Annotated in this window: 11 protein-coding genes; 5 read left to right on the top strand and 6 right to left on the bottom strand. The window is 64.5% G+C overall.

Annotated elements, in window-relative coordinates; genetic code table 11:
• Both HMPREF1023_RS05920 and HMPREF1023_RS05925 read right to left on the bottom strand, forming a co-directional pair.
• Positions 1–594 carry an iron-sulfur cluster assembly scaffold protein gene (locus HMPREF1023_RS05920; protein ID WP_009305284.1) on the bottom strand — a complete coding sequence of 198 codons (594 nt, stop codon included), beginning with the start codon at positions 592–594 and terminating at the stop codon, positions 1–3.
• Between the two features lie 97 nt (positions 595–691).
• On the bottom strand, positions 692–1,690 hold the full coding sequence (locus HMPREF1023_RS05925) for a hypothetical protein (protein ID WP_009305285.1): 999 nt from the start codon (positions 1,688–1,690) through the stop codon (positions 692–694).
• Between the two features lie 396 nt (positions 1,691–2,086).
• Here HMPREF1023_RS05925 and HMPREF1023_RS05930 point away from each other — a divergent pair, with 396 nt between their 5' ends.
• The 3 genes from HMPREF1023_RS05930 (at position 2,087) to HMPREF1023_RS05940 (ending at position 5,889) form a co-directional block, all read left to right on the top strand.
• A complete protein-coding gene (locus HMPREF1023_RS05930; protein ID WP_227109954.1) occupies positions 2,087–3,439 on the top strand; it encodes a helix-turn-helix transcriptional regulator in 1,353 nt (450 codons plus the stop codon).
• A 78-nt stretch (positions 3,440–3,517) separates the two neighbouring features.
• Complete coding sequence (locus HMPREF1023_RS05935) at positions 3,518–4,783, top strand: 4Fe-4S binding protein (protein WP_114557905.1); 1,266 nt, start codon at positions 3,518–3,520, stop codon at positions 4,781–4,783.
• Positions 4,784–4,851: 68 nt separating this feature from the next.
• A complete protein-coding gene (locus HMPREF1023_RS05940) occupies positions 4,852–5,889 on the top strand; it encodes a low specificity L-threonine aldolase (RefSeq protein ID WP_009305288.1) in 1,038 nt (345 codons plus the stop codon).
• 70 nt (positions 5,890–5,959) lie between these two features.
• On the opposite strand, the gene HMPREF1023_RS05945 is transcribed toward HMPREF1023_RS05940, so the two are convergent.
• Both HMPREF1023_RS05945 and HMPREF1023_RS05950 read right to left on the bottom strand, forming a co-directional pair.
• On the bottom strand, positions 5,960–6,871 hold the full coding sequence (locus HMPREF1023_RS05945) for an acetamidase/formamidase family protein (RefSeq protein ID WP_009305289.1): 912 nt from the start codon (positions 6,869–6,871) through the stop codon (positions 5,960–5,962).
• Positions 6,872–6,883: 12 nt separating this feature from the next.
• Positions 6,884–8,338: a sodium-dependent transporter gene (locus HMPREF1023_RS05950; protein ID WP_009305290.1), complete on the bottom strand. Its 1,455-nt coding sequence runs from the start codon at positions 8,336–8,338 to the stop codon at positions 6,884–6,886.
• 226 nt (positions 8,339–8,564) lie between these two features.
• Between HMPREF1023_RS05950 and HMPREF1023_RS05955 the strand changes: the two genes are divergently transcribed.
• Both HMPREF1023_RS05955 and HMPREF1023_RS05960 read left to right on the top strand, forming a co-directional pair.
• A complete protein-coding gene (locus HMPREF1023_RS05955; RefSeq protein WP_009305291.1) occupies positions 8,565–10,043 on the top strand; it encodes a LuxR C-terminal-related transcriptional regulator in 1,479 nt (492 codons plus the stop codon).
• A 195-nt stretch (positions 10,044–10,238) separates the two neighbouring features.
• Positions 10,239–11,795 carry a flavocytochrome c gene (locus tag HMPREF1023_RS05960; protein ID WP_009305292.1) on the top strand — a complete coding sequence of 519 codons (1,557 nt, stop codon included), beginning with the start codon at positions 10,239–10,241 and terminating at the stop codon, positions 11,793–11,795.
• A gap of 220 nt (positions 11,796–12,015) precedes the next feature.
• Here the strand turns inward: HMPREF1023_RS05960 and HMPREF1023_RS05965 are convergent, their stop codons facing one another.
• Together HMPREF1023_RS05965 and HMPREF1023_RS05970 are read right to left on the bottom strand one after the other, a co-directional pair.
• Positions 12,016–12,303, bottom strand: coding sequence for a hypothetical protein (locus HMPREF1023_RS05965; protein ID WP_009305293.1), 288 nt, complete (start codon positions 12,301–12,303; stop codon positions 12,016–12,018).
• A gap of 421 nt (positions 12,304–12,724) precedes the next feature.
• Positions 12,725–13,003 carry a hypothetical protein gene (locus HMPREF1023_RS05970; RefSeq protein WP_009305294.1) on the bottom strand — a complete coding sequence of 93 codons (279 nt, stop codon included), beginning with the start codon at positions 13,001–13,003 and terminating at the stop codon, positions 12,725–12,727.
• Positions 13,004–13,020 lie beyond the last annotated feature (17 nt).

The raw sequence follows: 13,020 nt of genomic DNA on the forward strand, positions 1-13,020 counted from the left end.
CTACGCTTCGGCCATCTTCAACTCCACTCTCGTGGATCTCAAAGAACAGTGCTCGCAGATCATGCAGGGGACGCTCAGGGAGTTGCAGGGGACGACCGCGTCAAGCTCTTCGAGGGAGGCCCCTTGGCGAACGAGATAATCGCCGATGAGGGCACGGACGGCCTCGATGGCGAAATGGATAGTGTACACCTTGTCCACGGGAACCCCGTCGAGCGCCGTCTTCACGTCGTCGGTCGTGATGGCCAGCGCCTCGTCGAACGTACATCCTTCGAGCATGGAGCACACCACGCTGGCGCACCCCGTGACGGCCAGGCAGCCGCGCGTCTTGAAGCCGGCGCGCACGAACGTCCGCGTGTCGTGGTCGATCACGGCGAACAGGCGCAGCGCCACCTCTCCGCGCTTCGACTTGCCCACCATGCTCTGGGCGTTGAACCCTTCGGGGGCGCCGCCGTTGCGGAAGTTCGCAACCACGGACAGCAGCGTGTCGGAGTAGCCCGTCACGCCGTCCTCGATCTCGGTTTGGTACACGTCGGCCGTGCGCAGCACATGGCGGTCCTGCACCTCGCGGTACACGTTGCGCGCTTCGTCTTCCATGGAGAACCTCTCTTTCTAGCAAGATCCTGCAACTCCGCGCCTGCAGCGCTTCGCTCAGGACGACTAATGCAAGTACGCCGAACGGGCGCGATAGCGTTTACAGAAACATGTCGCGCTCGACGGAGTTCCACTCTGCGAGCGACTTGGCGTAGGCGGGCGTCAGGTACTCGGTGGAGAAGTAGTACACGTCGCCGTTCGACGCAGCGACGGTATCGAGGTCCGGATAGGCGCCGCTGTCGCGCACGGTGCGCCACAACTCGTCGATTTCATCGGCCGACAGGTTGAACGGCTCGTTGGACAGCGACGACGCCTCCATGGGGCGCGGGTACTTCCGCGATTCGTCGCGCACGCACTCCACAAACGTGAGCACGCGATCGTCCTCGCTGGCGAGGAACGACCACCGCGCGTACGCATCGGTCATGCGCTCGGTGGAGTACAGATAGTAGCTGTGCTTGCCGACGAGCGCAACGATATCGTCGCAGGGAACGCACGGGGGATCGGCCAGGGTTTCGGCATCCTGTGCGCTATCGCGCCGCTCGGGATCCTTCGACTCCGCGCCTTCGGCGCTGCGCTCAGGATGACGGAGCTCCTCTGAGGCTTCGGAGCTGCGCTCGGGCTGGCGTGGCTCTTCTGCGCCCTTCGCCGTCGCAGCGCCTTCCGACTCGGGCTCCTCCTCCGTGCGCAGAATGCGGGGAACGCCCACCGCACGGGTCGCCGTGCGAACGGGGGTCGCGGAAGCCGCAACGACGCGCGCGTCGCGCTCAGCCCTGCGATCCTCAAGGTACTCGTACACGAACATCTCCCAGTCTTCGGCCGAGAAATGCGCCGGCACGAGGCCCGCCTTCAACCACTGCGCCGGCTGAACAAGCTTGGCATCCGCAGACTGCGCGCGCACGTCATCGAATACCGCCGTCAGAAACAGACGCTCGACCTCTTCGTCGCTCAATTGCGCCTCGGCAACTTCCCCCTCGCGACTATCGGCAGCCGTTTCGGCAACACGCTCCCATGCGGGCATCGCTATTGGCGCGCTGACGCTTTCCGCTTCGTCGGGAACCTTCAAACCGAGCGATTCGATATCTTCTCCTTGTTCAGCCATTGCCCGGATCACTTCGTCTCGAATTCGCTGAGCTTCTAAGTCAACCACCGCATCGCTCCTTTCCCCTGCGTTGTTTTTCGTATGGTATGATGACCCACGGCGCGCATCCGCCATCCCCTCTTTGAGGATAAATCGAGGTGAATGGAGGACGCGTCCGCGTCGACTACGTACCAAGCACGGGGAGGGAGTGTACGGTTGGGCGCACGCACGACAACAGCACCGACTCCAACAGGCGCCGAGCAAAACCAGGCCCGCAACGGACTCGAGGGAGCGGCACATCGCTTCGCGCCGCTCTGGCCGCTTATCCTTGGTCTGGCTTTCGGGCGGGCCGGACTGATCGTCGCCAGCTATGGAAGCTACACCAGCACCGACGAAGGTATTTTCACCGACGGCGCCATGCTGGTGGCATTAGTCGTCTTGGCTTTGTTCCTGGTCTTCATCGTCCTCAGCAAACGAACGATCAGCAAGCACGTCACCAACGTGATCATGCGCACATGCGTCGCACTGGAAGCGTTTGTGCTGATGGCTCTCGCCGTATTCGACCTTTTCGGCATCGGCGACGAAATCGAGCGCTTCGCGCTGAGCTCGCTGTGCACCCTCGTGTCGTCAGGCGCCATCTATTATTGGCTGCGCCGCGCCCGCGGAACGAGCACGACCACGGCTGCCGTCTTCGTGTTCGCCGCGCTCATCATCAGCGAAGTGGAGATTTATCTGTGCACGCTGCTGCCCGTATTCGCGGGAAACTTCGTTGCCGCCGCGCTCGTGCTGCTGCAATACCCCTGCATAATATGGGCGCGCAGGCAACGCCAACCGCATGACATCGTCTCGCCAACGCAGGCCAACGATTACTTCGGATTCTCAAAAACCATGTTGCAAAGCAAGCAGTTCCTCACTGCCACTGCACTGGGCATCGGATGCCTGTCTATCGTAATCGGCTTGCTGCGCGGCTACCCCGACGGCACCTCCATCGCGTTCACGCCCGCTACGCGCATCGCGTACGCTGCGCTGACCATCGGCGTGAGCGTCGCGTTGATCGTATTGGTGCTGAAGTGGCGAGAACGCGTCATGACCGTAGGGATTTTCGTGATCATGGAACTGCTGGCCTGCTTCGCGCTGATCGCCTATGCCGGATTTCCCGACATGCTGGACATCGGAGCGGTATTCACCACCACGCTCAACGCGCTCATGGTGGGATTCACCTGGTACGTCATCATCGCGTTCATGAGCTACGGATGGCGCGACCCGTACTATTACGCCATCGCAGGATGGCTGGTGTGGCTAGGCTGCCGCGCCGTAGCGCGTATCGCGTTGCTGGCGGCTCACGAGCTGTTCTCCAACGACATGCTCATGAGCGCCGCGATGGGCACCATGGTGGTCCTCTCCACGCAATTGGTGTTCGTGCAATTCCTCAATATCACGCGTCGCAACGCCGAGGAACAAGAGGAGCAGAGCGCACGACGACAGAGCATGCTCAAGATCATGGGACTCGACGAACACGAAAGCCTTGCGGACATGCGACAGGCCTCCATGAAGCACAACGCCGAAGAGATGGGCAAGCAGTTCCTGTTGTCCGATCGGGAGATCGAGGTGATGGCGCTGTATGCGCTCGGCTACACGCAGAAGCGCGTGGCCGAAGAGCTGTTCATCACGCAGGGCACGGCGCATGCCCACATCAAGCGAATCTACGCTAAAACCGGCTTGCACTCCCGTCAGGAGATCCTCGACTATCTTGAACAGTACGCGTCGTAGAATAGGATGCCGGCGCTCGCCGCGCATACGGCATGCGTCGGCAGACGAAGAGACGAAAGAAGACCCTGGGGGAACGGGATGCCGAATCTCATCGACATAGCGCAACGCCTGGCCGAGCGACCGATGGTGGCGCTGCTGCACGAAGAGCGCTGCTTGCCGGAGCGCGATCTGGGCTCCACCTGCACGCGCTGCGCCGAAGCGTGCCCGGTCGACGCGATCGCCGTCGGGTTGGAGCGCGATGCGGAAGCGTCGCCCGCCGCCGCGTACGGCTCCGTGACGAAGGACGGTCCGGCCGGACCGCGTATCGACGACGATGCCTGCGTGCGCTGCGGCCGATGCGTCACGGCGTGCCCCACCGCCGCGCTTTTGGCGATAGCACCGCTCGACGACGACGCGCTGTTGGAAGCGAGCGTGCGGGCGGGAGCCGCGGCGGCGAAGCGGGCGGCGGGTTTTGCAGCGGAAGAGGCCGAGGGTCAGGGAGATTCGATCGGGACGCGCGATGCGGAAGCCCAGGTCGAGGCTCCGCAAGCCGCAGTCGCTCCCGCTTGCGCTGGATTCGCGTGCGAGCGCGCCCTGCGCGCGGGTCGCATCGATGCCGAGCGTACGGTCGCCCTTCCCTGTATGGCGTGGGTGGACGAAGCGCTCATCGTGCACATGGCGTGCTCGGGCGCGCAGCGCATCGCGTTGCTGACGGCTCCGTGCGCCTCGTGCGAGTACGCTGAAGCCGTCGTGGACCTTCCGAAAACGGTGCGTTCCGCCCAACGCATCCTCGACACGTGGCAGTTCGACGCCGCCGCGAGCATCGTCGAAACCGTCGACGATATAGCCGCGACAGAGGACGAGGACGCCGCAGGCGAAGTGTCGCGGCGCGGCCTGTTCTCGCAAGCGCGCTCGGCGCTGGTGGAGGCGGCCGCCGATGCAGCGTCGGCGCAGATGGACGCGCTGACCGGCCGAAACACCGCCGACGCTCCCGAGCCCGAGCCCGACCGCCGCCGCTGGCAGCTGCTGGACGACCTGCACGCTGCGGGCCTCCCGGCTGGCGATGCCGTCGTGCCGCGCGCGCTTGCACCGCGCGTGGACATCGATCCCGAGCGCTGCTCGGGCTGCGCGCTATGCGCGGGCTTCTGCCCCACGCAGGCGCTGCGCAAAGCCGGCAAAGCGCCAGGTGGGCGCACCCTGCTGGAATTCGATGCCGCGCTCTGCCGCGATTGCGGCACCTGTACCGAAACCTGTCGCTACGGCGCCATCTCCTGCGAGGAGACGCTCACCGTCTCCGAGCTGTTCGCGCTCGAGCCGCGCGCCATCGTCATACCCAAGCGCCGCGTGCTTCCCAGCCGCCGCTGACCGCGGACGATTCGCAACACCGCCCGCCTGCTACCATACCCCCTCATCAGAAAGGAACCGACGCCACGATGCTCCACTTCGACAGCGACTATATGGAGGGTGCCCATCCCGCTATCCTCGAACGCCTGGCCGCCACCAACTTCGACCAGACCTCCGGCTACGGCACCGACGAGGTGTGCGCCGCCGCCCGCGAGCGCATCCGCGAAGCGTGCGCGTGCCCGCACGCGAACGTGTACTTTCTGGTGGGAGGCACGCAGGCCAACGCCGCCGTGGCCGACCAGATCCTGCGGCCCTGGGAGGGCATCGTGTCGGCGACCACCGGCCACATCACCGCGCACGAAGCCGGCGCCGTGGAGGCGTGCGGGCGCAAGACGCTGCCGCTGCCGCACGTCGACGGCAAGCTGGTGGCCGCCGACGTGCGCGCGCTGTGCGAGGCGTACTGGGGCGACGAGAACCGCGAGCACATCGTGGCACCGGGCGCCGTGTACATCTCGCACCCCACCGAGTACGGCACCGTGTACTCGCTGGCCGAGCTGGAGGCGTTGGCGCAGGTGTGCCGCGACTTCGACATGAGGCTGTTCATGGACGGGGCGCGTCTGGGCTACGGCCTGGCCGCCGTGGGCGCCGACGTCACGCTGGCCGACATCGCACGCTTGTGCGACGCGTTCTACATCGGCGGCACAAAGGTGGGCGCGTTCTGCGGCGAGGCCGTGGTGTTCACGAAGCCGGGGCTGGACGACCACTTCTTCACGCTCATGAAGAAGCGCGGGGCGCTGCTGGCGAAGGGCCGCTTTCTGGGTTTGCAGTTCGACGTGCTGTTCGGCCAGGAGGACGGCGAGCTGCGCTACCAGCACATCGGGCGCCACGCCGTCGAGCTGGCGCAGCGCATCGCCGAGGGCTTCCGCGCGAAGGACTACGAGCTGGCCATCGACTCGCCGACGAACCAGCAGTTCGTCATCCTGGACGACGAGACGAAGGAGCGCCTGGCCGAACATGCGTCGTTCGGCTTCTGGGAGCGCACGCCCGACGGCCGCACCGTCGTCCGCTTCGCCACCAGCTGGGCCACCCGTCCCGAAAGCGTGAACGAGCTTCTGGCGCTGCTGTAACACGATAAAAGCCCCGGCTCGCTTTACGGCGAGCCGGGGCTTCGTTGCGTTCTTGGCGCGAGCGCTCGTGCTACGGCTGCGGCACGAGCGGCGGGAACTGGGGCAGCTTCGGGGTTCCCATGCGCAGGCTCAGCTGCACCTCGCAGGGCTTGCAGGCCTGGCTCAACTCCACGTCGCTTTGCACCGACATGTACATATACGTATCGACGGCATCCCAACCCGTGATGCGCATGAGCAGGCGCTGCATCTCCTTCGAGACGTTCATCAGAGCCTCGTCGAACTCCTGCGCGCTGGCGTTCACGTACCACTTGCCGTGCGGGCCGAACGTCTCCAGCACGGGCCAGTTCAGCTCGAAGTCCTTCACCAGCGACACCTTCACCGTGATCTCGGCCGCGATCTCGATGCCCGTGCCGCACAGCTCGGCATCGCCCATGGTGGCGTGCACGTCGCCCATTTGCAGCAGCGCGCCCGGCACGCGCACGGGGAAGTACATACGCGTGCCCTTCGTGATCAGCTTGTTGTCCAGGTTGCCGCCGTGCGCGCCCACGAAGCCGTCGATGACGTCCTCGCCGTCGGGCGCGGTGCCGATGACGCCGATCATCGGGTCGATGGGGAACTTCACGCCGTTGAAGTCGGCCATGCCGTCCTCGATGGGGATGATCTTGCTGCGGTAATCCGTCGTTTGGTACAGCGGTCCGCAGTGGTCGTCGGTGGCGATTACGCCATGATCGGCCACTTGCACGTCGTAGATATCCACCACCAGCACGTCGCCCGGCTCGGCGCCCTCGATGTACACGGGGCCGGCCGCCGGGTTCGTGAACCCGTACGAGAAGTTGAGATCCTTCATGGTGACATCCTCGTTGGGGATGCGCCCGGCGAAGCAATCCTGCGTCTTGAACAGCAGCACCTCGCCCGGTTGCGCGGTCGCGCACGGCGCGTTGTCCTTGGAAAACGCCAGAACCTGATCGGTGATAACCTGCATGAAGTCCTCCTTCTACGACAGCCCCAGCCACGTGGCGAACTTCGGCACGTAGCCCATGACGAATATGATGATGATAAGCGCCGGAATGCCGAACTTCAGCCACAATTTCGACCAAGCCGGGAATTTCACGCCCTTGCCCGTGTCGGCCTCAGCCAGGAAGTTGTCCCAGCCCCAACCGCCCTTCGTCACACAGAACAGCACGTAGAACAAGCTGCCCAGCGGCAGCAGGTTGTTCGACACGATGAAGTCCTCGATGGACTGGATGTCGCCGATGGCCGGAACCTGCACGCCCGCCAGCACGTTGAACCCAAGGGCGCACGGCAGGCTGAGCACCGTCACGATGATGGCCGTGCGGGCGACCGCCGTCTTGCGCGTCCAATTCCATTTGTCCATCGACCAGCTGATGAGGTTCTCGAACACCGCGATGATGGTGGACAGCGCGGCGAAGCTCATGAACACGAAGAACAGCGCGCCCCACAGCTGCCCCAGCGGCATCTGGTTGAACACGCTGGGCAGCGTGACGAACACGAGCCCCGGCCCGCTGCCCGGCTCCACCGCGAACGCGAAGCACGCCGGGAAGATGATGAGGCCCGCCACGAGCGCCACCGCGGTGTCCAAGCCGCAGATGCGCAGCGCCTCGCCGGTGAGCGATCGCTCCTTGCCGATGTAGCTGCCGAAGATTTCCATGGCCGAGATGCCCAGCGACAGGGTGAAGAACGCCTGGCCCATGGCCGCGTATACCGCGTCGCCGAACGTGGCCCATTGCTCGGCCGTCGTCGCGCCCGCGAACAGCTTGCCGAAGTCGGGGATGAGGTAGAACTTGAGACCCTCCAAGCCGCCCGGCAGCGTGACCGCGCGCACCACGAGCACGGCCATGATGCCCAACAGGCAGATCATCATCACCTTCGTGATGCGCTCGACGCCCTTCTGCAACCCCAGGCTGCACACGAGGAAGCCCAGCACGATGACCACGAGCATCCAGCCCACCAACTCGGTGGGGTTCGCCAGCATGTCGTTGAACACGGCGCCGACGCCCGCGCTGTCCAGGCCGTTGAACGCGCCCGTGCCCATCTTCACCACGAACGACAGCATCCAGCCGCCCACCGTGGTGTAGAACATCATGAGCACCATGCAGCCGATGTAGCCCCACCACGAGAACCAATGCCACTTTCGCGACGGCTGCAGCGTGTCGAACGCCGCCGCCGAGCTCTTCTGGCTGGCACGGCCCACGGCGAACTCCATCACCATGACGGGCAGGCCCAGGATGACGAGGAACACGAGGTACATCAGCACGAACGCCGCGCCGCCGTACTCGCCCGTGATGTACGGGAAGCGCCACACGTTGCCCAAACCGATGGCGCACCCCGCGGAAATCAAGATGAAGCCCAAACGCGAGCCGAACCGCTCGCGCTTGGCGACGCCCGCTCCGGCCACGTTCGCCGCGCCGGCCCCCTTGCCGTTGCTCATACCATACCTCTCCCGATGATTCTTGTACGAAATTGCCCGTAAGAAAAGCGTTACGATTGTAGCGTAAGAATCGTAGGGATGAGGCTTTGACCGCTATTTCGCAGCGTTTCGAACGACGTTGCTGCCCCGATACGCTCCGCACGCGCTTACGACGATGCCGCGCGAAACCCGTCGCGGGCGCATTATAATGATGCGACGCAGCCTCGGAGGTCACGACGGAGGGGATATGGGGAACACCGACAAGCAGCATGGCGCAGGGCAGCTCGGTTCCGACCGACGCTACCTTGTCGCCGTCATAGGCTTCACGTGCCTGTACGCCGTGTGCGTGTCGTTCTTCTATTCCAGCTGGCTGGTCGGACGGCCGGGCTTTGCTCCCTCGGCGTTCGACAACGTGCTGAACCCCTCCATCCTCGCCGCTTCGCTGCTGTTCTCGCTGCTCGTGCGTTCGAAACTGCCCCTCGGCCGCACGGCATACCTTGCGACGGGCTACGCCGGGTTCGCACTGGCGTTGGGCGGCACGTTCTTCGCCGCAACGAAGTCGCTCGACCCTGCCGTCGTCACCGCTTCGGCGACAGCGGCCGGCATCGGCATGGGACTGGTCATGCCCTTCTATTTCGAGGCGTTCGCACGCTACTCGTCGCGCCGCATCGCCATCGCGTTCGGCATCATGTCGTTGGGCGGCATGGCGGCGAACATGCTGCTGGGGTTCGCGCCCGACGCCGTTTCGCTGGCAGCGTACGCGGTGCTGCTCGGCGCGTCGGCGCTGTGCCTGGGCTTCGCGTACCGTGCGGAAGCCGATGGAAGCGAACGCCGCGATCCCCCGTCGCATGCCCGCGGCGCGCTCTCGAAGCACGATTTCCTCAACGTGTTCCTCGTATCGGGCGTGTGCACGTTCGCGCTGTCCATCGTGTACGGCATCCTCGACACCGCGGCGACGGGCACCAGCGCCTCGCCCGCCGCGTCGATCCTCATCTCGCAGTTCGGAGGCATCGCGGCGGCCGCCGTGTTCCTCGCGTACTTCGGAACCCGCTCGAAGCCGAACCCGTCCATGCTGTTCAACGTGGTGTTCGGCATCCTAGCCACCGGCATCCTGTTCCTGCCGTTTTTGTCGAACGACTACGCCGTGTCGCTGAACATCCTGGCAGCCGCCGGATGGAAGCTCGTCATGCTGGCGCTGTTCTACCTCGTGGTCACCACCTACGCGCACAGCCGCACGAAGTTGCTCGTGGGCATCTCGCTGGCGTACGCGCTGCCGCGCTTCGGCCTGTTCGTGGGGCAGAACGTGGCGCAGCTGCTGGGCGTGGGCAGCACGGCCGACTTCGTGCGCACCACGGCGGTGGCGTTCTTCCTGCTGTACCTCATCCTCATGGTCATCTGGATGGTGAACTCGCACGAGCGCAAGCGCGCCGAATCGCAGGCGCGCGCGGCGGACGAGCTGCTCGGGCGTTTCGCGCAGGAGCAGGAGAGCGTGCGCAAGCTGCGCTGCGACGCGCTGGCCGACGACCACGGGCTGACGAACCGCGAGAAGGACATCCTGTACCTGCTTGCCCAAGGGCGCGACCTCGCGTTCATCTGCGAGACGCTGTTCCTGTCCAAGAACACGGTGAAGAGCTACCAGAAGACCATCTATGCGAAGCTCGACGTGCACAGCAAGCAGGAGATCATCGACCTCGTGCATGGGGAGCCCGACGGACCTCGCCGTTAAAGCAAGCTCATCCTGAAGTTCGCTTTAACGATTCCTCTCCCATAACCCCAGGTCGAGCACCCCACCTCAAGGGGGGTTTCGCAGTTTCCCGCTTCGGGTGGGGTGCGCGCGCCCGTTTGCGTCCGTAAGGTGGTTTCACGAGATGCGCCCCGATGGCGCATCGAGCACGTGAAACCATCATTGGAGGAGGCAGTAATGGGGATCAACGAAACAGGAGTATCGCGTCGCTCGTTCATCACGGGAGCGGCGGCGGCCGGCGTGCTGGCAACGTTAGGCTTGGCGGGATGCGCGCCGCAGGATAAGCAGACCGCATCGGCGGCCACAAGCGGCGCCGACACGAAATGGGACGAGGAGTGCGACGTCCTGGTCGTGGGCAGCGGGTACACGGGTCTGGCCGCGGCGCTTGAGGCGAAGAACGCCGGCGCGGACGTCAAGGTCATCGAGAAGACGGCGCGCGTCGGCGGCAACTCGGCGCTTGCAGCCGGCGACTTCGCCGTGTGCAACTCCAGCGTGCAGAAGCGCGAGGGCGTGCAGGATTCCGTCGAGCAGTACGTGGACGACATGATGGTGGCAGGCCTGTACCTCAACGACAAGGAAAAGTGCCGCGTGATCGCAGAGAAGTCCAACGAGACGTGGGAGTGGACCATCGAGATGGGCGCCACCTGGGCGAAAAACGACAACGACGAGTACTTCCTCTACCCGTACGGAGGCCACACCGTCATGCGCTCCATCGCGCAGGGCGACGGCGGCGGCGCGAACGTGACGGGCCCCTTCGCCGAGAAGCTGAAGGGACTGGGCGTCGAAGTCGAGACGAAGCGCATGCTCACCGAGCTGGTGAAGGACGCGAACGGCCGCGTGATCGGCGCCATCGTGCACGACAAGCCCAGCGGCAACGACGTGGAAAGCGGCACGCCCGTCGCCATCAAGGCGAACAAGGCCGTGGTGCTGACCACCGGCGGATTCGGCCGCGACCTGGCGTTCCGCCAGGCACAGGATCCGCGCCTCGACGACTCCGTGGATTGCACGAACCAGGAAGGCGCCACCGCCGAAAGCCTGCGCGCTTCGGTGGCCGCCGGCGCTATGGCGGTGCACACCGACTGGATCCAGCTGCTGCCTTTCATGAGCCCGGACGAGCAGGGCTACGGCGTCGCCGCCTTCTACACCGACGGCCAGGCCAGCTATGCCCCTACGCTGGACGTGGCCACCGGCAAGCGCATCGTCAACGAGCTGACCGACCGCAAGCGCTACGCCGATGCCATCCTGGAAACCGGCCAGCCGTGCGTGCAGATCACGTGCAAGAAGGCCCTGTACGATGGCGGCAGCGGCCTAGAGGGCGCGCTGAAGGCCGGCATCACCACCGAGTTCTCGTCCATCGAAGAAGCGGCCGAGCACTACGGCATGCCGGTTGACGCCGTGAAGGAGGAGATCGCCCGCTACAACACGTTCGTGGAGAACAAGCTGGACGAGGACTTCAAGAAGCCCATCCCCGACGACGCCCAAACCATCGACGAGCCGCCGTTCTACGGCGTACGCCTGTGGCCGAAGGTGCACCACTGCATGGGAGGAGTGAAAACCGACCTCGAGTGCCGCGTCGTCGACATGGACCTGCAGGTCATCCCCGGCCTGTATGCAGCGGGCGAAGCAGTGGGCGGCATCCACGGCGCGTGCCGTCTGGGCTCCTGCGCCACGGCCGACTGCCTGGTGAACGGCCGCATCGCCGGCCAAAACGCCGCCAAGGAGCAGAGCGCCTAGCATCTGCGCGATGCGGCGTGCCGGCCCCCGCTCGCACGCCGCATCGTTTGTCGCCCGAAAGTCGCGGTTTTGCCGCCAAGAGCGAGGCTTTCGGGCGACAACGCGCCCCCTACCAACCAACTCGCGCCGCCCCGCCTCCCGGAAGGGCGACAAGCGAACCCCCGACCAAGCAGCGGCTCGAATAGAAGAACGAAAACAAGCGGAACCGCCGCGACCCTTGCTACTCCTCGTCGTCCACCTTCGTCTCGAACGTGAAGCGTGCAGCCTGCATCTCTTTGAGGTACGCCGAGCATATCCTCAGTTCGCGGCCGTCTTCGAGCGTGATGGCGAGCGAGCCCATCTTTCCATCCGTATCGAGTCGGATAAGCTTCATTGACGAGACCGACAGCGTCTTGATGGTCTGCCCGTCTTCCCCGCGCTCCTTGAATACGATCGGCTTCGTCTTCGTGAACCCGAATGCGTCGCGAATCTCCATCTCGCTCATGTCGGCCGTCTCAAACATCGTCATCACCGTTCCTTACCTCCGAGTATAGGGCGCCGCGCGTCATCCTCTCGATGCCCTGGAACGAAGGGTCGCCCACGCAACCCTCCGCAGCAAAAAAAACAACGATCCCTACCGTAGTATATAATCTTTTTAATCATTGATGACGAAGAGCTGTTCTAAAGAGCGCGCCCGCAATCGCCCAGATGCGAGCAAGGCCGAAGACGGGGCGAACGAGCTTCCCGCGAAACGCAGCAAACACCGCCGCACCCAGCGGCGGTTCCCCATCGTTCGCCTCGCGCCAACGATCATGCGCTGTCGAATGCTATTGTTCGAGAAAAATCGACACCACGCACTGACAGAAAAGACCCCCCGGGGTCTTTTACCAAGCGAACGCCGGCGTTTGCGAGAGCCTCGCAGCTGCAAACACCGGCAGCACAAGGCAGCGCTACTTGTACGTGATCAGCACCAGACAGCACAGCAGGCTGTCTCCCATGCCGCTGGGCGACAACTGCACGTCCAGGATCTCGTAGCCCTGCTTCTGCATGAACTCCAGCACGCCGTTCAAGATGCGCGACGTGTTCTTGCGGCTGTAGCCGCCCGCCATTTCAAACGCGCCCGCGTGGACCATCCCGTCTTTCGGGCGCAGATCCATGTTCTCCAGATACGTTGCCAGCTTCTCCAGCGCTTTATCCTCGGCGCTCTTACCCGTACCCATGAATCCCATGCTTCAGACCCCTTCCC

Origin of the sequence: Eggerthella sp. 1_3_56FAA, from assembly GCF_000185625.1 — a bacterium.
Lineage (GTDB): Bacteria > Actinomycetota > Coriobacteriia > Coriobacteriales > Eggerthellaceae > Eggerthella > Eggerthella lenta.

Excerpts from the sequence above, each read along its gene's own strand:
- HMPREF1023_RS05920 (WP_009305284.1), bottom strand. The coding sequence starts at position 594 with ATGGAAGACGAAGCGCGCAACGTGTACCGCGAGGTGCAGGACCGCCAT.
- HMPREF1023_RS05925 (WP_009305285.1), bottom strand. The coding sequence starts at position 1,690 with ATGGCTGAACAAGGAGAAGATATCGAATCGCTCGGTTTGAAGGTTCCC.
- HMPREF1023_RS05930 (WP_227109954.1), top strand. The coding sequence starts at position 2,087 with ATGCTGGTGGCATTAGTCGTCTTGGCTTTGTTCCTGGTCTTCATCGTC.
- HMPREF1023_RS05935 (WP_114557905.1), top strand. The coding sequence starts at position 3,518 with ATGCCGAATCTCATCGACATAGCGCAACGCCTGGCCGAGCGACCGATG.
- HMPREF1023_RS05940 (WP_009305288.1), top strand. The coding sequence starts at position 4,852 with ATGCTCCACTTCGACAGCGACTATATGGAGGGTGCCCATCCCGCTATC.
- HMPREF1023_RS05945 (WP_009305289.1), bottom strand. The coding sequence starts at position 6,871 with ATGCAGGTTATCACCGATCAGGTTCTGGCGTTTTCCAAGGACAACGCG.
- HMPREF1023_RS05950 (WP_009305290.1), bottom strand. The coding sequence starts at position 8,338 with ATGAGCAACGGCAAGGGGGCCGGCGCGGCGAACGTGGCCGGAGCGGGC.
- HMPREF1023_RS05955 (WP_009305291.1), top strand. The coding sequence starts at position 8,565 with ATGGGGAACACCGACAAGCAGCATGGCGCAGGGCAGCTCGGTTCCGAC.
- HMPREF1023_RS05960 (WP_009305292.1), top strand. The coding sequence starts at position 10,239 with ATGGGGATCAACGAAACAGGAGTATCGCGTCGCTCGTTCATCACGGGA.
- HMPREF1023_RS05965 (WP_009305293.1), bottom strand. The coding sequence starts at position 12,303 with ATGACGATGTTTGAGACGGCCGACATGAGCGAGATGGAGATTCGCGAC.
- HMPREF1023_RS05970 (WP_009305294.1), bottom strand. The coding sequence starts at position 13,003 with ATGGGATTCATGGGTACGGGTAAGAGCGCCGAGGATAAAGCGCTGGAG.